Source organism: Novosphingobium colocasiae (assembly GCF_014652555.1).
GTDB lineage: Bacteria > Pseudomonadota > Alphaproteobacteria > Sphingomonadales > Sphingomonadaceae > Novosphingobium > Novosphingobium colocasiae.
The window spans coordinates 1-21,564 of sequence record NZ_BMZA01000015.1; the positions used below are offsets into that span (position 1 = coordinate 1).

Here is a 21,564-nt window from a genome sequence, read left to right on the forward strand (position 1 = left end):
GCAGCGAAGCGCCGGTTGGGCCTGGCCAGCTTCATGGTGGCGAAGCGCACCCCCAGCCTGGCCGTCCGGGCCCGCCGGCCCGGTCCCGCAGGCAGGTCGAGATCGGCCTGTCCCGCCGGTGCCAGCGCATCGAGCGCGGCGAAGAGTTTGCCGCCATCCTCGAGACTACGGTCCTGTGCCGCGCGGATCAGCAGATCGGTCCCCCGAGGGCGTAGCGCGAAGGCCTCGTAAATGTCTCCCTCGCGGTCGGCGACGATCGTGATCCGCCCCGCACCGGCGCACACCGAGGCCGCCTGTTCGGCAGCCTCAAGCCAGCGAAAGCTCTCCTTCTCCTCGATCGGAAGCGCCCGGCGCTCCCCCTTGCGACCCGACGAACGCTTCAGGAAACAGCCATCGACCAGACCCAGTATCGCACCGTCCTCCTCGTCCAGCGCGAGCGCCGCGTGAAGATAGTCGCCTCCGCCGCCCGACGAGCGAACCACCGTCGTATCCTGCAGCACCAGAACATCGCGACCCCGGCAGCGCCCCGAAGTGCGCTGTGCCGCTTGCCACAGCATCTCCTCGATCGTCACCGCCCGGTTGCGCAGAAATCGCGTAATCCGGATTTCCCCAGCCCGGTCGCCGCCAAGCCGACGCACCCGGAGCGAACTGCTCCCAAGCAGGCGACCCAGAAGAAAGGCCCCCCTTTTTCCAGCCGCCGATCACCAAAACCGCCCAGCCTCGCGTCCATCATGCCCTCCTGCCTCAACCACACGGAATCACACCTGCTCCCTCCTTTCAATCACGATGTGTGCATGCAGTAGCCCCTGAAGGGGAGAGGGTTGGGAGAGGGGGATGGTACCGCTTCGCCCCCTCTCTACTCCGGCTAGGCGGGCAAGCCGCCAAGCCTGCGTATCTCTCCCCTGAAGGGGAGAGAGCGACATGAGGCAAAGTTATCGAGAATCGGTATGTTTGTGGTTACTTTTGACCATCCGAGGCAGACCGCCTACTCCTCGCCCATCCGCAGGGCGGCGATGAACGCTTCCTGCGGAATCGAGACATTGCCGTATTCGCGCATGCGCGCCTTGCCCTTCTTCTGCTTTTCGAGCAGCTTTTTCTTGCGGGTGATGTCGCCGCCGTAGCACTTGGCGGTCACGTCCTTGCGCAGCGCGGCGATGGTCTCTCGCGCGATGACCTTGCCGCCGATCGCTGCCTGGATCGGGATCTTGAACAAGTGCCGGGGGATCAGGTCTTTCAGCCGCTCGCACATGCCGCGCCCGCGCTCCTCCGCGACTGAACGGTGAACGATCATCGACAAGGCATCGACCGGCTCGTTGTTGACGAGGAGGTTCATCTTTACCAGATCGCCTTCGCGCAGGCCGATCTGCTCGTAATCGAAGCTCGCATAGCCCCGGCTGATCGACTTTAGCCTGTCGTAGAAATCGAACACCACCTCGTTCAACGGCAGTTCGTAGCTGACCTGCGCGCGCCCGCCGACATAGGTGAGGTCGGTCTGGATGCCGCGGCGGTCCTGGCAGAGCTTGAGGATCGCGCCCAAATATTCGTCCGGCGTATAGATCGTCGCCTTGATCCAGGGTTCCTCGATCATTTCGATCCGGTTGGGATCGGGATAGTCGGCCGGGTTGTGCAGTTCGATCGTTGCCGCATCCTCGTTCTTCGAATGTGAAAGCTGGATGCGATAGACCACCGAAGGCGCGGTGGTGATAAGGTCCAGATCGTATTCGCGGCTCAGCCGTTCCTGGATGATCTCCAGGTGCAGCAGCCCCAGGAACCCGCAGCGAAACCCGAAGCCGAGCGCGGCGCTCGTTTCCATCTCGAAGCTGAAAGAGGCATCGTTGAGCCGCAGTTTGCCGATAGAATCGCGCAGCTTCTCGAAGTCCGCCGCATCGACCGGAAACAGCCCGCAGAACACCACCGGCTGCACTTCCTTGTAGCCGGGCAGCGCCTGGGTGGCACCGTTCTTCACGGTGGTGATGGTATCGCCGACCTTGGCCTGTTCCACTTCCTTGATCTGCGCGGTGATGAAACCGATCTCGCCGGGGCCCAGTTCGGGCAGGTCGATGCGCTTGGGGGTAAAGCAGCCGACGCGATCGATCAGGTGTTCGGTCCCGCCCTGCATGAACTTGACCGACAGACCCTTACGGATGACCCCGTCCATCACCCGCACCAGAATGACGACGCCGAGATAGGGATCGTACCACGAATCGACCAGCATCGCCTTGAGTGGTGCTTCGCGATCCCCCTTGGGCGGCGGGATCTTGGCGACCACCGCCTCCAGCACTTCGGCGATGCCGATGCCCGACTTGGCGCTGGCCAGCACCGCCTCTGACGCATCGATGCCGATGATGTCCTCGATCTCGGCCCGCACTTTTTCCGGCTCGGCGGCGGGCAGGTCGATCTTGTTGATGACAGGCACGATCTCGTGGTCGTGCTCGATCGACTGGTAGACGTTGGCAAGCGTCTGCGCTTCGACGCCCTGCGCCGCGTCCACCACCAGCAGCGCGCCCTCGCAGGCGGCAAGGCTGCGGCTCACCTCATAGGCGAAGTCCACGTGCCCCGGCGTGTCCATGAGGTTGAGCTCATACGTCAGGCCATCGGAAGCGGTATAGTTCAGGCGCACGGTCTGCGCCTTGATGGTGATGCCGCGCTCCTTCTCGATGTCCATGTTGTCGAGCACTTGCGCGCTCATCTCGCGGTCGGTCAGGCCGCCGGTGCGCTGGATCAGGCGGTCGGCAAGGGTGGACTTGCCGTGATCGATATGGGCGATGATCGAGAAATTGCGGATCTGGGCGAGTTCGGTCATGGCAGCGCCGTTAGCAGTGCTTGAACGCCGTGTCAGCCTGCGCCGTTACAGTTGGCGTTTGCGCGGGGGTTCAGCCGGCGCGGCGCAGCAGCGGGCCGTCGCTGCGGTCCCGCCGGGCACGCGGCGGGGTGAACTGTACCGCGCCGGTTGCGTCCAGTTCCAGCGGCCGCGCGAACTGCACCCCCATGCGGTCTTCCTTGCACCAGCGCGATTCGGCTTCGACGCGGTAGTCTTCGGCCAGATGGACGGCGAACGGCGTGCCCACCGGCACGTTCCACAGGCCTTCGATCATCGCCCCGGTCTGCGAGATGTTGCGGATCGTGCCTTCATAGACGTGGCCGCTGTGTTCCAGCACCACCTTGCGCAGCATCGTCTGGCGCGGCGCACGGGCCGAGCGAGGGCCGTTCGCCACCGCCTGCAGACCCTGGGCCAGCCGTTCCAGTGCGGCTTCGGCGCTGAGCGGGCGGGCATAGATATAGCCCTGGATGTGACTGCATCCCAGCACCCGCACGAGGTCCAGCTCGTCCAGCGTCTCCACCCCTTCGGCGGTCGTTTCCATGCCCAGCGCTTCGGCCAGGCTGACGATGGAGGAGATGATCGCGCCGTTGCGGCTTTCCGGAATGGTCGCACCGCGCACGAAGCTCTGGTCGATCTTGATCTTGTCGAACGGCGCTTTCTTAAGATAGCCGAGCGAGGAATAACCGGTGCCGAAATCGTCAAGCGCAAGCCGAACGCCCACGCCCTTGAGCGCGGCGAACATGGCTTCGGTGTTCCTGTCATCACCCAGGAACACGCTTTCGGTGATCTCCAGCTCCAGCCGCGCCGGATTGACCCCGGCCGAAGCGATGGCGTTAGTGACGATGGCCGGCAGCGCCGGGTTGGCGAATTGCAACGGCGATACGTTGACCGCCACGCGCACCGATTCCGGCCAGGTCGCCAGATCGCGGCAGGCGGTGCGCAGCGCCCATTCGCCCATCTGCGCCACCAGCCCGGCCTCTTCGGCGATCGGCACGAACTTGGCGGGTGAAAGATACCCGTGGACCGGGTGCTTCCAGCGGATCAGCGCCTCGAAGCCGGTGATCGTCTCGGTCGTGGTGCGCACTTGCGGCTGATAGTGCAGTTCGAAACCGCCGCTGGAGATCGCATCGCGCATGTCCTGCTCAAGCTGCTGGCGCTCCTTGGCGTCGCTGTGCAGGTCCTCGTCATAGAAATGATGGCGACCACGCCCGCCGCCCTTGGCCGCGTAAAGCGCGAGATCGGCGTTGCGGATCAGCGCTTCGGATGTGGTGCCGTCATCCGGGCAGATCGATATGCCGACCGAGGCCCCGATCGTCACCCGTGCCCCGTCGAGCGAGTATGGCTGCGAGAGGTTCTCGATAATCCGGCGCGCCAACTGGCCCAGCCCTTCGCGCTGGTGATGACCGGGCAGGATAACCTGGAACTCGTCGCCACCCAGCCGCCCGACCCGTCCCATTGCCCCCACGGTGCTGGTCAGCCGCTCGGCCACCTGCTTGAGCAGAGCGTCGCCCGCGGGATGGCCCATGGTGTCGTTGACCTGCTTGAAGCGGTCGAGATCGAGCAGGAACACGGCACAGGCGCGGTTTTCCACGCGCGGCGCGGCGAGGATCTTTTCCAGCCATTCGGACATCTGGAACCGGTTGGCGAGCTTGGTCAGCGAATCGAAGCGCGCCAGTTGCGTAACGTGCTGCTGCGATTTGCGGGTTTCGGTGAGATCGGTGCCCGATCCGCGGAAGCCCATGAAGTTGTTGAACTGGTCCATCACCGGCCGCCCGGTGATGGACCACCAGCGCTGCTCGGCCTCGCCGGTGGCGGCGCGGACGGGCAGTTCCTGGAACGAGGAGCGCGTGGTCAAGTGGAACACCAGCGAACGCTCGCTCTCGCGCTCGTGCGCTTCCAGCATGAACAGGCTGGTGAACGCCCTGCCCTCGATCTCTTCGGGACTGCCGCCCAGCAGGCGAGCGATATGGGGCGAAACGTAAGTCACCTGACCGCGACGGTCGGTTTCCCAGAACCAGCCGAGGCCGTTCTGTTCGTATTCGCTCAGCAGTTCATGGCCGCGCCGCTGCCGGCGTTCGGTGGTTTCGCGCACATCCGCTTCGGCCGCCGCGCCACGTGCCTGGCGCAGCGCGACATAGACGCCGATCGCGCTGCCCAGCCCGAGCATCGCGGTAGTCGCCAGCGAACCGCTATGGATCGAAGCGCCGAGCCACAGCGCCATCGACGCGAAGATGATCGCGGTCAGCCGGTTGGCCAGCAGCGCGGTCGCCACCAGCACGATCACCGCGTTGCAGGCCACCGCAAGATCCCAGCCCAGCCCCCGCGATCCGACCCAGCGCGCTTCGGCCAGTCCGAACAGCATCATCGGCAGCGCCACGGCGAAGGCCATCAGCGGATAGCGTTCCCAGCCGTGGCGATCGAGCCCCTGCTCGAACCGGCCGAGGATCGGCGCGGCCAGGCAGATCGCCATGGCCGCCAGCAGCATCACATCCGACAGGGCATCAGGCAGGCTGCGTGAAATGGCCGCCAGCAGTAACAGCACGCCCAGCAGGAACGGTGCCATCAGCCCCCACTGGGCGACGATAAAGAAGTGCAGCGGATCGCTCTGCTCGGCTGCGATCCTGAACCGCGCGACATTGGGCGGCGCTGCGCGCGGAGCGGTCCGCTGCCGGCGATCGACGGTGGCGCGATTCGTCAGGACAGGGCTTTGCCCTGCTGCGGGATCACGTCCTTGCCTGTTGCCGATAGACTGCTGCTGCGTCATCCTCCTTCCTTGCCCCACCGGCCATTGCGAAACGGTTAAGTCCGCCCGCGATTGTCCGCCGTTGCGGCAGGCCGAACAGCCGTGTGCCCCCTGCCGCGCGAGTTATGCGACGAAAATGTGCCGGACCACGGGCGAAAACCCTTGCCCGACCGGTCATCGGCATGCTTGCATCCGTTATCGAGAGGGAAAAAGAGCCAGGAAGCCAAGCATGCGTCACATCGCCATCGTCGGGTCCGGCCCGGCGGGATATTATACCGCCGAAGCTGCGATCAAGCAGTGGGGCGATCAGGTTCACATCGACGTGTTCGACCGTTTGCCCGTCCCTTTCGGCCTGATCCGCACCGGCGTCGCCCCCGATCACCAGTCGATCAAGGGCGTCTCCAAGCGTTACGAAGCGACCGCCGGGACTGACAATGTCCGCTTCGTCGGCAATGTCACCATCGGCAAGGACGTGACGATCGCCGAATTGCAGGACCTTTACGACGCCGTGATCCTGGCGACCGGCGCACCGAACGATCGTCCGCTGGGGCTGCCGGGTGAACAGCTCGCCAACGTCTTCGGCAGCGCCGCCTTCGTCGGGTGGTACAATGGCCATCCGATGTTCGCCGATCTCGATCCGGCGCTGTCGCACGATACCGCCGTGATCATCGGCAACGGCAACGTGGCGCTCGACGTGGCGCGCATCCTGGCCAAGGCGCAGTCCGAATTCCACGGCAGCGACATCGTCTCGCACGCGCTATCCGCGCTCGACGGCTCGCGCATCCGCCGGATCGTCATCCTCGGCCGGCGGGGCCCGCACCAGATCGCGATGACGCCCAAGGAACTGGGCGAACTGGCCCACCTCACCCGCGCCCGCCCGCAGGTCGATCCGGCCGACCTCCCCGACGCCGCGCTGGATGACGCGCTCGAACCGGGATTGCGCAAGTCGGTCAACCACTTGCGGGCCTTTGCCGCCGGCACCGGCGGCGCGGATACGGACGATCCCATCGATATCGAGTTCGATTTCTTCGCCGCCCCGCGCGCGATCATCGGCGAGGAGCGGGTGGAGGAGATCGAGGTGGAACGCACCCGGCTGGAAGACGGCAAGGCGGTCGGCACTGGGGAGACCTATCGCATCCCCGCCGGCCTCGTGGTCGCCTGCATCGGCTATCAGACCTCGCGCATCCCCGACGTGCCGTTCGATGATCGCAACGGCCGCTTCGCCAACGAGGACGGCAGGATTGCGCCGGGTCTCTATTGCGTCGGCTGGGCCCGTCGCGGGCCGACCGGGACGATCGGCACCAACCGTCCCGACGGTTTCTCCATCATCGAGAAGATCGCCGAAGACATGCCCGAACCGGCCGGAAAACCGGGCCGCGCCGGCTTCGAAGCGCTGGCGCAGGCGCGCGCGATCGACTACGTGAAATTCACCGATTGGAAGAAGATCGAGCAAGCCGAAATCGCCAACGCGCGCGACGGTTCCCCGCGCGAGAAGTTCGTGGCGGTGGATCGCATGATCGAGGCAGCAGGCAAGGATATCTCCTGAGCATAGGCAAGGCCGGACCCCGCCCGCCCGTCACCCCGGCCCTGTGGCCGGCGCTGGCGCTGTGCCTTGCCGCGTGCCTCATCGCCATGATCGCCGCCGCATTCGCGCGCGGGCCCTGGTACGACGAATTCTTCACCCTGTACGTCAGCGCGCCCCGGTTCGGCTGGGGCGAGGCGCTGCGCGATCACTGGCTGGCCGATAACCACCCGCCACTGTTCTACGCGCTGGCCCGGGCCAGCGCCTGGCTGGGCGATAGCGTGCCGCCGCGCCGGCTGGTCAATGTGCTCATCACCCTGCCCGCTGCGGCCGCCTTCGTACTGATCGGACGCCGGCGACCGGCGTGGCGCGGGGTGCTGATCCTGTTCGCCATCGCCCTCGCTTCATCGCCGGTGGCGGTGTTCTATGGCGCGGAGTTCCGGTCGAACTATCTGGCGTTCCTGTCCTCGGCGCTGGCGGTGGCGGCGCTGGTCACCCTCGCCGGGCCCGATTGTCCGCCCCTGTCACGCCGGGGCGGGGCGCTGCTGTGCGGAGTGCTGGCAGTCGCCTTCGCCACCCACCTTGCCGCGACGATCCTGACCGGCGGCATCGCCCTCGCCTTCGTCGCCGCGCGGGTGGTCCGCCGCGACTGGGGCGGAGCGATCCGGTTGGCGCTGCTCTGCGCACTGGCGAGCCTGCCGCTGCTGGTATCGCTGGCGCTGCAACTCGGCCGGATCGAGGCCAACACCCGGGTGTTCTGGATTCCGGCTGGGCTGACCGCCGCGCGCTGGGCGATCCAGCAGCAGGTGGAAATGAACCTGACCGCCAACCTCACCGTCACCGCATGCGGGGTGATCGGGCTGGGCCTGCTGGCCCTGTCGCGGCAGAACCCGGCCGATCAGGCCCGCTGGAACGCGGCGATCATCGTGCTGGCCGGGCTGGCATTCGGCACCGCCGTGCTGATGGCGCTGCACATCTGGCGGCCGATCGTCATCAACCGCTACCTGGTGGCAATGGGGCCACCCCTGCTGCTGGCCTTCGCGATCGGCGCGCAGACCCTGCTGGAACGGCTGCGCGCGGCCCCGGTCCGATCAGTACTGGTAGCCGCAATGGCCGCATCGGCGCTGTGGTCGATCTGGACGACATGGCGGCATGCTCTGGTCGAGCCCAGCTTCATGGGCACCGGCCACGCGATCGCCGCGCTGGTCCGCGCCTGCCCGACCACTGTGGTCCATGCCGACATGCAGTGGAACGAGCCGGTCATGGCCCTGCCCCCGCCGGACAACCGCGCGGTGATGCCGATGGCCTATGCGATGACCGCCCGCACCCTCGATTTCACGCTGGAGCCGCCCGCCTCGCGTCGGGTGAGTCCAACCTGCCCCACCGTGTTCTGGACCGAGCATGTCGCCGACGTGCAAGTTACCGCCGAAGCGCTCGCCCGTTCACTGCGCCAGCGCGGGTTCGATGTCCGCGCCCTGGAGCTGAAAAGAATCGGCCGGGGCTGGATCGCAGTGTCCCGCCCCGGCCGCTGAAGCCCCACACGCATGGACAGTGCTACCTGCTCCTCCACCCTTCAGGGGGGAGGTTGGGAGGGGGGTGTACCACGATAGCTTTGACGCGCTGCCTCGAGGCAGCCCTCCCCCACCCCCGACCCCTCCCCGCCGGGGAGGGGAGGTTTAGCGCCATCCTAGGCTGATCGTCAGACCCGCATCGGCATCAGCACGTAAAGCGCCGGGCTGGCCTCGCTCTGGCGGATCAGCGTCGGCGCGCCGGCGTCTGCCAAGTGCAGTTCCACCGAATCGCCATCGATCTGACCGAGGATGTCCTTGAGATAGGTCGCGTTGAAGCCGATCTCGAAGCCGTCCGACGAATAGTTCGCCGGCACTTCCTCGGCTGCCGTGCCGTTATCGGGCGAGGTGACCGACAGCGTGATGCGATCGTTTTCCAGCGCCATCTTCACCGCGCGGGTTTTTTCGGTGGCGATCGTCGCCACGCGGTCCACGCCTTCCCAGAAAGACTTGGGATCGAGCTTGAGCAGCTTGTCATTCCCGGTCGGGATCACGCGGGTGTAATCGGGGAAGGTGCCGTCGATCAGCTTGCTGGTCAGCACCACGCCGCTCGACCCGCCCAAGGTAAAGCGGATCTTGCTGGCGGACAGATCGACCAGAACCTTGGAATCCAGCGATTCTTCCAGCAGCTTGCGCAGTTCGGCGACGCATTTGCGCGGCACGATCACGTCCGGCATGCCTTCCGCGCCATCCGGCCGCGCCAGCGTGAAGCGGGCAAGCCGGTGGCCGTCAGTGGCGGCGGCCTTCAGTTCATCGTCCGACACATGCAGGAAGATGCCGTTGAGATAGTACCGCGTTTCCTCGGTCGAGATCGCGAAGCGGGTGCGATCGATCAACTGGGCGAGCGTGGCCGCCGGAATCTCGAACGAGGTCGGCAGTTCGCCCTCGGCGATCATCGGGAAATCATCACGCGGCAGGGTGGGCAACTGGAACCGGCTGCGCCCGGCCTTGACGACCATGCGATTATCCGCCGCGTCCAGGCTGACCTGGCTGCCATCGGGCAGCTTGCGGGCGATATCGAACAGCAGGTGTGCCGAAACGGTGACCGCGCCGGGCGAATCGACCGCCACCGCACCCAGCGTTTCGACGACCTGCAGATCAAGGTCGGTCGCCATGATGCGCAGGGTACCGGCAGAAGATGCGTCGATCAGCACGTTCGACAGGATCGGAATGGTGTTGCGCCGTTCAACCACCGACTGCACGTGGGACAGGCAGCGCAGCAGCGTGGAACGTTCGATTGTGGCCTTCATGACAGCCTCAGGTCCCCCTTGGTCGGCCCGGGGTGGTGAAATTCCCCGCAATAAGGACAAATATCTCTAGCGCGCCACGCCCCTGCGGCAAGCGCCATCTGGATGCGCATCCGCGAATCTGGGGATAAAAGCCCGATGGCAAGTGCCTGATCCCCCCACGCCGTTCGTGTCGAGCGAAGTCGAGACACGCCCGCGCCCCGTATCTCGACTTCGCTCGACACGAACGGAACACGAAAGCGTGCCTCAGACCATCACCATCCCGCCGTTCACATGCAGCGTCTGGCCGGTGACGTAACCCGCTTCCTTGCTCGCCAGGAACACGGCGGCGGCGGCGATGTCCTCGCCCTCGCCCATGCGTCCGGCGGGGATCCTGGTGTTCAGCGCGTCCTTCTGCGCGTCGGGCAGTCCGTCGGTCATCGCGGTGCGGATGAAGCCGGGGGCGATGCAGTTGACGGTGACGTTGCGGGTGGCCAGTTCCTGCGCCAGGCTCTTGCTCATCGCCGTGATACCGCCCTTTGCCGCGCAGTAGTTCATCTGCCCCGGATTGCCGGTGGTGCCGACGATCGAGGTCACGTTGATGATCCGGCCGAAGCGCGCCTTCATCATCGGCTTCGTCGCCGCGCGCATCAGGCGGAAGGTCGATTCCAGGTTGATGCGGATCACCGCATCCCATTCCTCGTCCTTCATCCGCATCGCCAGATTGTCGCGGGTGATGCCGGCGTTGTTGATGAGGATATCGATCTTGCCCAGCGATTCGAGCGCGGCCGGGACCAGCTTCTCGACCTGTTCGGCATCGCCCAGGTTGCAGGCGATGGCGACGTGATCGACTTCCTGCAGATGCTGCGGGCTGTGTTCGTCCAGCTCATCGCGAAAGGCGCGCAACTTTTCCGCGTTGGACCCCGAAATCGCCAGCCGCGCCCCCTGCAAAGCCAGCGCCCGCGCAATCGCCGACCCGATCCCGCCCGAAGCGCCAGTCACCAGCGCAGTCATTCCGTTGAGGTTGAACATCTATCTTACTCCGCCGTTCGTCCGAAAAAGGGGTTCGCGCAAAGGCGCAAAGGCGCAAAGGCCTTAGCGGTTCGGGCGATGATTGTTCACCAATCGGCGAATGCCTTCCCTCATCGTGTCACCAGAAAAATTGAGAAGCAGCCCTAAGGGTTGATCGAGTAAACGCAAGTAGGTGAGGAGCTGCTTGGCATGGGCCCTGCTGAGTTTCTCGACAGACTTGATCTCTATCACCAGGCTGTCCTCAACCATCAGGTCGACCCGGAAAGCCCCCTCGAAACGCATGCCGTCGAACTGGATATTGACCGGCTTTTGCCGGTCGATCTTGTATCCGCGACGCGCGAGAGCGCCCGCAAGGACTGTCTCGTAGACACTTTCAAGCAGTCCCGGGCCGAGCTCGCGATGAATTCGGATGGCCGCATCGACGACATCTGCGCTGATCGCATCCACATCGGCCACGCGCCACCCCTTTGCGCCTTCGCGCCTTTGCGCGAACCATTTCCTGCTTCTGGGGCCTGCGCGTCTCTGCGTGCAATCGTCCTACAAAACTTTAACCAGTTCCTCGATTTCAGCCATCGTCGTGGCGGCGGTCACATCGACTTCGCCGGCGGAGCGCTTGATCATCGGGCCGACGACTTTGCCGCCCAGCTCCACGTACCGTTCGACGCCGGCGTCCTTCATCGCGATCGCGCTTTCGCGCCAGCGGACGCGGCCGGTGACCTGTTCGACCAATAGGCGCTGGACTTCGGCAGGATCGGTGACCACGGCAGCCGTCACATTGGCGAACAGGGCAACGCGCAACGCGCCGGGGCGTGTCTTGTCCAGCGCTTCGGCCATCGCATCGGCGGCCGGCTGCATCAGCGGGCAGTGGAACGGCGCCGAGACCGGCAGGGCGATGCCGCGCTTGATGCCGTGGTCCTTGACCAGCGCGATGGCACGCTCGATCGCGCCCTTGTGGCCGGACAGGACAACCTGGGTCGGATCGTTGTCATTGGCGACGGTGCAGACTTCGCCTTCGGCCGCCGCGGCCGCGAGCGCAGTGGCCTTTTCGATGTCGGCCCCCAGCAGCGCCGCCATCGCGCCGATGCCGACCGGCACCGCCGCCTGCATCGACTGGCCGCGCAGCTTGAGCAGGCGCGCCGTGTCGGCAAGGCTGAAGGCGCTCGAAGCGCACAGCGCGGTATATTCGCCAAGGCTGTGGCCGGCGACGAAATCGGCCTTGTCGGCCAGCGCGATGCCGCCTTCCTTCTCCAGCACGCGCAGCACCGCGATGGCATTGGCCATGATCGCGGGCTGGGCGTTTTCGGTAAGGGTCAGGACGTCTTCGGGGCCTTCGGTCATGATCCGGAAGAGGTGCTGGCCCAGCGCATCGTCCACCTCCTGGAAGACCTCGCGCGCGACCGCGCTGGCTTCGGCCAGCTCTGCGCCCATGCCAACCTTCTGGCTGCCCTGTCCCGGAAAAACGAATGCGCGCATGTCTGGCCACTCCCGCCCTTGGTCGCGCCGATGACGGTTGCGCGACACTGATGTGTGTGGCGGCGCGCGTTATTGACCTTGGCCGCGCTCCGCAAGTCCGAAAGGCACGATGCGGTTGCCGCCGTCATGCCCGATATCCGCCGTGCCGAGGAATGGGATGGCGTGCCGGTCGCACCATTGCCGCGCGATCTCTTGCGCGTCCATGCCGAACGGGCGGTCGTTTGCGGGCACGTCGCTGACCCGGCCGAGCCGCAACCCGGCAACCCCGCCAAGGTGCGCGGTCAGATGAAAGAACAGCCGATCCACTGCATAGAGATACTCCGAAACCTCCTCCACCATCACCACATGCCCGGCGAGGCCCGGCATCAGCGGCGTCCCGCACAGCATGGCAAGGGTCATGAGGTTGAAAGCCACCACCGGGTGGCGCTCCGCCGCGAGCGAGGGTTCTTCGTGGCCCGCCCCCTGCCCGCACAGCCAGCCCAGCGCCCGCCGCACCGCGGCCTCGCCGCCTTCACGGCGCAGGTCCACCGGCATCGGTGCGTGGACCGGCCGGCCGATCCGCTGCCGGTAAAGCCCGCCCAGCAGATATCCCGCGTCCGAATAACCGGCGTAAACCTTGTCCTGCGCCGTCCGGTCGAACTTGGCTATTGCGGCCTCAGCAATCCGGCACGCGCCGTAACCACCGCGTGCGAACCACACCGCATCGATGGACGGATCGTTCGCACACTCGACCAGCGCATCCAGCCGCTGCGCATCGCTCCCGGCGAAATGGCCTTCGACGGCGAAGCACTGGTCATGGATGACAAGCCGCGCCTCGGGAAACTCGGCCGCAGCCAGGGCGGTCAGCCGGGCGGCATCCTCACGGGTCAGCGGGGTGGACGGGGCGCAGACGGCGATGCGGGTCATCCATGCTTGCTAGCGGGGTTTGCTTCGGGGGCGAAGCGGAGAATGCGGGCACGCGGAGGCGCGGAGACGCGGAGTGATTGACAGATGATTTCGCGCAAAGGCGCAAAGGCGCGAAGAAGGACCGGCGAAGCCGCTGAAAATTTCGTCGCTGCGCGTTACGCCATCGGGGCGTGGTGCAATGCGCCTGCGGCGCAAAGCAACCCCTTCGCGCCTTCGCGCCTTTGCGCGAACTCTTCTTCTCCGCGCCTCCGCGCCTCCGCGTGAACCCGTTCTTCCACCACCCCGTCGCCATTACCGGTTGCTCCCGCCGCGCCCGGCCCGTAACTCTCGCGGCCATGACGAACGCCGCCGATCTTACCGCCCATCCCTGGTTCTTTTGCGGCATCGGCGGATCAGGGATGCTGCCGCTGGCGCTGATCCTGAAGGGTGCGGGCGCGCAGGTTGCCGGGTCCGATCGCAGCCGCGATCAGGGGCGCACCCCCGAAAAGTTCGCCTGGCTCGAATCGCTGGGGTTCACCCTTTACCCGCAGGACGGCAGCGGCATTACCTCGGCCGCGCAGACGCTGGTAGCCTCGGCAGCGGTGGAAGATACCGTGCCCGAAGTGGTGCGCGCCACGGCGCTCGGTTGCCCGCGCATGAGCCGGGCGCAGCTTCTGGCACGGCTGTTCAACGCCGCGCCCGCGGGCATCGCCATCGGCGGCACTTCGGGCAAGTCCACGGTCACGGGCATGACCGGCTGGATACTGACCGCCACCGGCGGCGATCCGACGATCATGAACGGGGCGGTGATGAAGAACTTCGTCGCCCCCGATGCCCCGTTCGCCAGCGCCCGCGTCGGCAGCGGCCCGGCCTTCGTGTCCGAGGTCGATGAAAGCGACGGATCGATCGCGCTCTACCGCCCGCAGGTGGCGGTGCTGCTCAACGTCAGCCTCGATCACAAGAGCATGGAGGAATTGCGCCAGCTCTTCGGCGATTTCCTGGCCACCGCCGATGTCGGCGCGGTCAATCTCGACGATCCCGAAGCCGCCCTGCTGGCCCCATGCGCGCGCAGCCTCATCAGCTTCGGCATCGCCAGCCCGGATGCGATGATCGGATCGGAGGACCTGCGCGAAGGGCCGACCAGCCTGACCGCCACCGTGATCGACCGGCGCGACGACAGCCACCATCCCCTCACGCTGAACGTTCCCGGCCGGCACAACTTGGCCAACGCCCTCGCCGCGATCGCCGCGGCCAGCGCGGCCGGCGTATCGGTTGCCGATGCGGTGGCGGCGCTGGGTTCCTACGCCGGGCTCGCCCGCCGCTTCGATGTCATCGGCACCAGCGCTTCGGGCGTGACGGTGATCGACGATTTCGGCCACAACCCGGACAAGGTGTCCGCCACCCTGGCCACGCTCAAGGCCCATCCCGGCCGGGTGATCGCGTTCTTCCAGCCGCACGGCTATGGCCCGCTGCGACAAATGGGCCATGAACTGGCGGAAGTGCTGGCAACCCGGCTGGGGGCGGAAGACCGCACGATCCTGTGCGATCCGGTTTATTTCGGCGGCACGGTGGACCGCACGCAAGGCTCGCAGCGCATCGTCGATCTGATCGTCGAGGGCGGCGGCCAGGCCGAGTACCTGCCCGAGCGCAGCGCCTGTGCGGACCGCATCACCGCCATCGCGCGACCGGGGGATCGCGTCGTCGTGATGGGCGCGCGCGACGATACGCTGACGGTTTTCGCCAGAGACCTTCTCGCCCGCCTGCCCTGACCTTACGCACGGCAGGCCATCCGGCGCAGGGCTTGCCGCGCCATGACCTGCGCCCTCCGCACAAGTCCGTAGGCCGCAACCAACCACGAATTAGCCCACCCCGGCTAATCGTGGCCTCCACATTCAACATGTGGAGTTACCATGCCCCTCCCATCCGCCAGTTCTCCGGCCAACATCGATGCCCCCGTCCATGAATTTGCGCGGATTTCGGGCGCATACATCCAAGGGGGCCAGGCGTGAAACACGATCCGCAGGCTTTCGATCTCGACAGGACACTTGAAGTGTTCACCATAAACGAGGCCGATATCCGCCGCTTCCCCGAGATCGCCCGCATCCTTGCACGGTCGGCACCGGGCATCCTTGACGGTTTCTACGATGCCGTGCGCAAGGATGCCGAACGCTCGGCCATGTTCTCCTCGCCCGATGCGATGAACCGCGCGCGCCAGCGCCAGCTTGACCACTGGATGGACCTGTTCGGCGGCACGATAGACAAAACGTACCTCGCAAGGGCCAAGCGGATCGGCCACATTCATTCCGAGATCGGCTTGCGCCCGACGCTGTATATCGGGGCATACGCCTCTATCCTGGCCAAGGTCATCGAGTTCGAGCTCGGGCGGATGCCGGCATCGCTGGTGTCACCGGGCCTCGGCAAGCGGTTGGCGTCGCTGGTCAAGATGGCGCTGCTCGACATGGATCTGGCGCTGTCCTCATACCTCGATGCGCAGAACAGCAAGCGCGAGGCAGTGCTTTCAGGCCTGTCCACCGTGCTCTCCCAGGTGGCGCAGGGCGACCTGGCGGGGAGGCTGGAGAACCTGCCCAAGGAGTTCGAGCAGATCGAGTTCGATTTCGCGGCGATGTGTGATTGCGTCAGCCAGGCATTCGGCGCGGTGGCAGTGGCATCAGAGCAGATTCGCGTCGGAGCCTCGGAAATCCGCGCTGCCAGCGATGATCTGTCCAACCGCACCGAAAGCCAGGCTGCCGCACTGGAGGAATCGGCTGCCGCGCTTGACCAGCTTACCGAAGGCGTCGGCCGCGCCGCTAATGGGGCCGCAGAAGTGAATCGGTCGGTCAAAGAGGCCGAAGCCGAAGCGCGCGATGGCGGCAAGGTGGTCGAACAGGCCGTGGTGGCAATGGACGGCATCCACAAATCGACCCTGGAAATCGGCTCGTTCGTCAACGTGATCGATTCGATCGCCTTCCAGACCAATCTGCTCGCGCTGAACGCCGGGGTGGAGGCAGCCCGCGCCGGCGATGCCGGCAAGGGCTTTGCCGTGGTCGCGACCGAAGTGCGCGCCCTCGCCCAGCGTTCGGCAGACGCAGCGCAGAACATCAAAGGCCTCATCGAAGGATCGGTACAGCAGGTCGAACAGGGCGTGACCCTGGTCGGCCGATCGGGCGAAGTGTTCCGCCGCATCGTCGAGAAAGTCAGCGGCATCACCACCCTCGCCTCGTCGATCTCGGAACTGTCGCAGACGCAGGCGGGGCAGCTCACCCAGGTCAACTCGGCAGTCGGCGATATGGACCGGATGACCCAGCAGAACGCGGCCATGGTCGAAGAGACGACGGCAGCGGCGCGCAATCTTGCGGATCAGGCCGAGGAGCTGGCAAAGCTGGTGCGCATGTTCCGGCTGGCGGGGGACTATGCCAACACCGGCACCACCGCGCCTGAACTGCCCCCGGCGCGCCCGCAGCCACGCAGCGCCGCCTCTGCCCCGCAGCCCCGCTCGGTCGGCGCACTGGCGCTGAAGCCCGATCCCGCTGCCGACATCGACAGCGACTGGACCGAGTTCTGATCCTGACCCTGCCGGCCATCGCCAAGCGCGTGGAATCTGAATCGTTCTCCGTTCGTGTCGAGCGAAGTCGAGACACGGAAAGCACAGTGTTAGCGTGTCTCGACTTCGCTCGACACCAACGGATTGTGATGCTGATTAACGGGTCGATGCTCTAGCAGCGATCAATGCGCCTTCGAGCGGGTCACGAGATGAACGACCACGGCGATGATCGCGCCGAGCACCAGCCCGACCAGCGCCGCGCCGACGGCATAGGCCAGCCAGCCCAGCACCGCGCCCAGCGGCCCGGTGGCAGCCGCCACTGCATGCGATAGCGCCTCTAGAGCGTGCTCGGGGGCGGCCAGGCCCAGTTCTGCGAGGCCGTGCAGGATGATCCCGCCGCCGACCCACAGCATCGCCAGCGTGCCGATCGAGCCGAGCAATTGCAGCACGATCGGCATAGCCCGCAACAGCCCGCGCCCGAGCGCCCGCGCGCCGGCGCTCTTGCTTTCCTTGACCAGGTGCAGGCCGGCATCGTCCATCTTCACGATCAGCGCCACCGCGCCATAGACGGCGGCGGTGATGACGATGCCCACCGCCGCCAGCGCCGCGGCCTGAACCCAGATCGGGTTGTGCTCTACCTGCGCCAGCGAAATCGCCATGATTTCCGCCGACAGGATCAGATCGGTGCGGATCGCCCCCGCTACCCGCGCCTTTTCGAAGGCGGCGGCATCGATTATCTCGTCTGCCAGCGTTTCGCCATGGTGGGCACCGCCCAGCTTCTCGATGATCTTCTCCGCCCCTTCGAACGAAAGGTAGAGACCGCCCAGCATCAGGATCGGCGTCACCGCTACCGGCAGGAAGGCGCTGAGCAAGAGCGCGATCGGCAGCAGGACAAGCAACTTGTTGCGGATCGACCCCTTGGCGATCTTCCAGATGATCGGCAATTCACGATCGGGGGTGAAATCGGTGACATAGCTGGGCGTCACCGCCGCATCATCGACCACCACGCCCGCCGCCTTGGTGCCGGCCTTGGCAACGCCTGCCGCGACATCGTCCAGCGAGGCGGCAGCGGCGCGGGCGATGACCGCCACGTCATCAAGCAAGGCAACCAGACCGGAAGACATCGACGCATTCTCCTGCCACGCGCGGGGTTCCGCGAAGCAACGCGCTCTGTGCAGGAAAGATCGCGCCGATCAAGAAAAACCCGCGCATTGGCGATCGTGATGATCGCCCGGCTTAAATCCCGCGCGCCGCAACCGTTCTTCATCTTGTCCGGGAGACGCGCCAAGCGCTCTCGCAACACTTTGTAAACTGGGGAATTATCATGGCCGTTATCAACACCAACATCAGCGCTATCCGTGCCTCGAACGCTTCCATCGCCGCGAACAAGATGCTCGGCGTTTCAATGGAGCGGCTGTCCACCGGCAAGCGCATCAACTCCGCCAAGGACGATGCCGCCGGCCTCGCCATCACCACCTCGATGACCGCGCAGGTTCGGGGCATGAGCCAGGGCATCCGCAACGCCAATGACGGCATCAGCCTGGCGCAGACCGCGGAAGGCGGGCTGTCGGAAGTGTCGAACATGCTCCAGCGCGTCCGCGAACTGGCGGTCCAAGGGGCCTCGGCTACGTACCAGGGCTCTGACCGCACTGCGATGCAGCAGGAAGTGACGGCGCTGACCAGCCAGATCAGCGATGTGCTCGCGCAGACCAAATTCAACGGCAACACGCTGTTTTCCACCACGGCGGGTACGGACGTGACCTTTGACATCCAGGTCGGTGCCAACAGCGGCGAGACGATCACCCTGACCTCGACCGCCATCGACGGCACCAACATCGATGCGACAGCTCTCGACGTCACCACGGCCACCGCCGCTTCGACGACGATCGACAACGTCGATCTGGCGCTCAACGATCTCAACGCCACCCGCGCCTCGCTCGGTGCGGGCCAGAACCGCCTCGAATCGGCGATCAACAACCTCACCAGCAACACCACCAACCTGTCCGACGCCCGCTCGCGGATCGAGGACGCGGACTATTCGCTGGAAACGACTTCGATGGCCAAGGCGCAGATCCTCAGCCAGGCGTCCACAGCGATGATCGCACAAGCCAACCAGGCCCAGCAGAACGTGATGACCCTGCTGCGCGGCTGATCCGCCGCGCCGGATCAACGCCAAGGTCCCAAGCCGCCCGGCGGGTCTTCACGGCCCGCCGGGTTAGCGCATTGCTGCGCAAGAGGTTCACGCGGAGCCGCGAAGACGCGGAGGAGGAAAGGGCTCGCGCAAAGGCGCAAAGGCGCAAAGCGAATTATCGGCGAAGCCGCTTCTTCGCACCGTGTGGTTTGGTCGCCGGTGAAAATCATGAAATGCGCCTGCGGCGCAACGCTACAACTTTGCGCCTTCGCGCCTTTGCGCGATCTCTTTTCCCGGCCCCCGCGTGCAATCCTTCCTTCTCAGAACTCGACCTCAAGCTCCTCCATCTCTTCCGGCTCCGCGCGCGCCGCCGCCAGCCATTGCTGCATCGGTTCCCAGCCGTCGATCGCGTCGCAATAGGCCCTGGAAACAGGCGACACCGCGACCGCGTAGCTGATGAAGCGGCGGGTTACCGGGGCGTACATCGCATCGGCGACAGTGGGCCGGTCGCCGAACAGGAACGGGCCGCCGAAGCGTTCGAGGCAGTCTTCCCAGATCGCCTCGATGCGTTCGATATCGGGCCGCGCGCCGGAGAACACCGGAAACTTGTCGTGCACCACCTTGAGGTTCATCGGCAGCGCCGAGCGTAAGTTGGTGAAGCCGGAATGGATTTCGCCGGAGATCGAGCGGCACAGTGCCCGCGCGATCGGATCGGCGGGGAACATGCCGGCTTCGGGGAACGTCTCGTTCAGGAACTCGGCAATCGCCAGGGTATCCCACACGCTGGCCTCGCCGTAGTTCAGCCGCGGCACCAGCACCGATGGCGACAACAGCAGCAGTTCGGCGCGGTTGGCGGCGTCATTTTCCACCAGTTTCTCGGCCACATCCAGCCCGGCCAGCTTGCACAGCAGCCAGCCGCGCAGCGACCAGGCGGAGTAGGTCTTGCTCGACAGGGTGAGCGTCGCGGTCGTGGCGGCAGCGTGAGCCATTATCGGTCCTGCACATTGTTAGCTTGCATCAGGGATTGATGCAGCGCAGCATGAAACCATAGCGGCTGGCGATTGGGAAGGTGAATCGTCGCGAGGTTCTGGCATTCGGGGGAAATTCGGAAAACATGCTGTATCAGGCCTACCAGGCTTACTGCGACCTCATGGCCCCCGCCCGGGCGACGGCGGATGCGCTGGTCAATCTGCGGGACAAGGGATTTGGCGAGCTTGGCCGCGCCGACCCCAACCTGCGCCGTTTCTTTGCCCTGCCCGAAGTGTTCCGCGCCTCGCGGGTGACGCACAAGCGCCCGCCCTATCGCATCCATCAGGTGCCGGTGGGCAACCGCACGGTGGCGGTGCGCGAGGAAGTGGCGATGTCGCTCCCCTTCGGCGATCTGCTGCATTTCGCCAAGGACGATGTGCTGACGCCGCAGCCCAAGATGCTGGTCGTCGCGCCTATTTCCGGCCACTTCGCCACGCTGCTGCGCAACACCATCGAAGTGCTGCTGCGCGACCACGATGTCTACGTGACCGACTGGAAAAACGCCCGCGACGTGCCGCTCAGCGCAGGAGACTTCGGGCTCGACGACTACATCGACTACGTCATCCGCTTCATCCAGGAACTGGGGGACAAGGAGACGGGGCGGCCCGCCAATGTCCTGTCGGTCTGCCAGCCCTGCCCCAACGTGCTGGCGGCGGTGGCGATCATGGCGCGCGACCACGATCCGTTCCAGCCGCGCACGCTGACCTTGCTGGGCGGCCCGATCGACGTGCGCGAGGCACCGACATCGGTCAACGAACTGGCCTATGCCCATCCCTATGACTGGTTCGAACGCAACATGATCCACACCGTCCCCGGCCGCTACAAAGGGGCCGGGCGCAAGGTCTATCCGGGGTTCATGCAGCTATCGGCGTTCATGGCGATGAACGTGGGCCGGCACCTCGGCCAGTTCCGCAAGCTCTACCAGGCACTGGCCGACCGGCAGACCGAGGAAGCCGGGAAAATCACCGAATTCTATGACGAATACCTCGCCGTCGCCGATCTGCCCGGCACGTTCTATCTCGAAACGATCGACCGCATCTTCCAGCGCTCGCTGCTGCCGCGCGGAGAATTCATGCATCGCGGCCAGAAAGTGGATTGCGGCGCGATCCGCAAGACCGCGCTGCTGACGGTGGAGGGCGAAAAGGACGATATCTGCGCCGTCGGCCAGACCGCTGCCGCCCACCTCCTGTGCACCAGCCTGCGCCCCCACCTCAAACGCCACCATCTGCAACTGGGGGTCGGCCATTACGGCGTCTTCTCAGGTTCGAAGTGGGAAACGCAGGTCTACCCACAGGTGAAAAGCATGGTCCTGGCGATGGCGTGAGCATCCTCCCCCTTGGGGGCGGGGGACCACCCGCAGGGTGGTGGAGGGGCACGGGCAGCGGGGCGCTTCCTCTTGATGTTCAGCAAACCTCGGGTGCCCCTCCACCATGCTTCGCATGGTCCCCCTTCCCCGTATCGGGGAGGATGTCACCGTATCGTCGCTAAACCTTCACCGAACCGCCGCCTGACGGTCATTTCCCGGCCACCAAACCCCAACAATCGCGTCACAAAACGCCACTACCCCTCCGGCATCCAAACAAGAGCAGGGGC

15 protein-coding genes and 1 pseudogene are annotated in these 21,564 nt (G+C 65.6%); 6 read left to right on the plus strand and 10 right to left on the minus strand.

Annotation, left to right across the window (positions count from 1 at the left end):
* The 3 genes and pseudogenes from IE122_RS15180 to IE122_RS15190 form a co-directional block, all read right to left on the minus strand.
* A pseudogene (locus IE122_RS15180) lies at positions 1-638 on the minus strand (hypothetical protein); the annotation flags it as partial.
* A gap of 347 nt (positions 639-985) precedes the next feature.
* A complete protein-coding gene (lepA, locus tag IE122_RS15185) occupies positions 986-2,803 on the minus strand; it encodes a translation elongation factor 4 (protein ID WP_189622101.1) in 1,818 nt (605 codons plus the stop codon).
* A gap of 70 nt (positions 2,804-2,873) precedes the next feature.
* The gene (locus tag IE122_RS15190) at positions 2,874-5,585 is read right to left on the minus strand and encodes an EAL domain-containing protein (protein ID WP_189622102.1); all 2,712 of its coding nucleotides are present in this window, start codon (positions 5,583-5,585) and stop codon (positions 2,874-2,876) included.
* A 208-nt stretch (positions 5,586-5,793) separates the two neighbouring features.
* On the opposite strand from IE122_RS15190, the gene IE122_RS15195 reads away from it, so the two are divergent.
* On the plus strand, positions 5,794-7,110 hold the full coding sequence (locus IE122_RS15195) for an FAD-dependent oxidoreductase (RefSeq protein WP_189622103.1): 1,317 nt from the start codon (positions 5,794-5,796) through the stop codon (positions 7,108-7,110).
* Positions 7,111-7,196: 86 nt separating this feature from the next.
* A complete protein-coding gene (locus IE122_RS15200) occupies positions 7,197-8,618 on the plus strand; it encodes a glycosyltransferase family protein (RefSeq protein ID WP_189622104.1) in 1,422 nt (473 codons plus the stop codon).
* Between the two features lie 167 nt (positions 8,619-8,785).
* On the opposite strand, the gene dnaN is transcribed toward IE122_RS15200, so the two are convergent.
* From dnaN to IE122_RS15225, 5 genes are all read right to left on the minus strand, one after another.
* Positions 8,786-9,904 (minus strand): DNA polymerase III subunit beta, encoded by a 1,119-nt coding sequence (dnaN, locus tag IE122_RS15205; RefSeq protein ID WP_189622105.1) that lies wholly within the window; start codon positions 9,902-9,904, stop codon positions 8,786-8,788.
* 243 nt (positions 9,905-10,147) lie between these two features.
* A complete protein-coding gene (fabG, locus tag IE122_RS15210; RefSeq protein WP_189622106.1) occupies positions 10,148-10,912 on the minus strand; it encodes a 3-oxoacyl-[acyl-carrier-protein] reductase in 765 nt (254 codons plus the stop codon).
* A gap of 63 nt (positions 10,913-10,975) precedes the next feature.
* Positions 10,976-11,368, minus strand: a complete 393-nt coding sequence (locus IE122_RS15215) for a GxxExxY protein (RefSeq protein ID WP_189622107.1) — start codon at positions 11,366-11,368, stop codon at positions 10,976-10,978.
* 81 nt (positions 11,369-11,449) lie between these two features.
* Positions 11,450-12,385, minus strand: a complete 936-nt coding sequence (fabD, locus tag IE122_RS15220; protein ID WP_189622108.1) for an ACP S-malonyltransferase — start codon at positions 12,383-12,385, stop codon at positions 11,450-11,452.
* Between the two features lie 69 nt (positions 12,386-12,454).
* Positions 12,455-13,291, minus strand: coding sequence for an LD-carboxypeptidase (locus IE122_RS15225; protein WP_189622109.1), 837 nt, complete (start codon positions 13,289-13,291; stop codon positions 12,455-12,457).
* A gap of 335 nt (positions 13,292-13,626) precedes the next feature.
* Between IE122_RS15225 and IE122_RS15230 the strand changes: the two genes are divergently transcribed.
* Together IE122_RS15230 and IE122_RS15235 are read left to right on the plus strand one after the other, a co-directional pair.
* Positions 13,627-15,039, plus strand: coding sequence for a glutamate ligase domain-containing protein (locus tag IE122_RS15230; RefSeq protein WP_189622110.1), 1,413 nt, complete (start codon positions 13,627-13,629; stop codon positions 15,037-15,039).
* A 236-nt stretch (positions 15,040-15,275) separates the two neighbouring features.
* Positions 15,276-16,832, plus strand: a complete 1,557-nt coding sequence (locus tag IE122_RS15235; RefSeq protein WP_189622111.1) for a globin-coupled sensor protein — start codon at positions 15,276-15,278, stop codon at positions 16,830-16,832.
* Positions 16,833-16,993: 161 nt separating this feature from the next.
* Here the strand turns inward: IE122_RS15235 and IE122_RS15240 are convergent, their stop codons facing one another.
* Positions 16,994-17,935: a DUF808 domain-containing protein gene (locus IE122_RS15240; RefSeq protein ID WP_189622112.1), complete on the minus strand. Its 942-nt coding sequence runs from the start codon at positions 17,933-17,935 to the stop codon at positions 16,994-16,996.
* Positions 17,936-18,135: 200 nt separating this feature from the next.
* On the opposite strand from IE122_RS15240, the gene IE122_RS15245 reads away from it, so the two are divergent.
* Positions 18,136-18,963 carry a flagellin N-terminal helical domain-containing protein gene (locus tag IE122_RS15245; RefSeq protein ID WP_189622113.1) on the plus strand — a complete coding sequence of 276 codons (828 nt, stop codon included), beginning with the start codon at positions 18,136-18,138 and terminating at the stop codon, positions 18,961-18,963.
* Positions 18,964-19,262: 299 nt separating this feature from the next.
* Here the strand turns inward: IE122_RS15245 and IE122_RS15250 are convergent, their stop codons facing one another.
* Positions 19,263-19,931, minus strand: coding sequence for a glutathione S-transferase (locus IE122_RS15250; RefSeq protein WP_189622114.1), 669 nt, complete (start codon positions 19,929-19,931; stop codon positions 19,263-19,265).
* Positions 19,932-20,056: 125 nt separating this feature from the next.
* Here IE122_RS15250 and IE122_RS15255 point away from each other — a divergent pair, with 125 nt between their 5' ends.
* A complete protein-coding gene (locus IE122_RS15255; protein ID WP_189622115.1) occupies positions 20,057-21,295 on the plus strand; it encodes a polyhydroxyalkanoate depolymerase in 1,239 nt (412 codons plus the stop codon).
* The last annotated feature ends 269 nt before the right edge of the window (positions 21,296-21,564 follow it).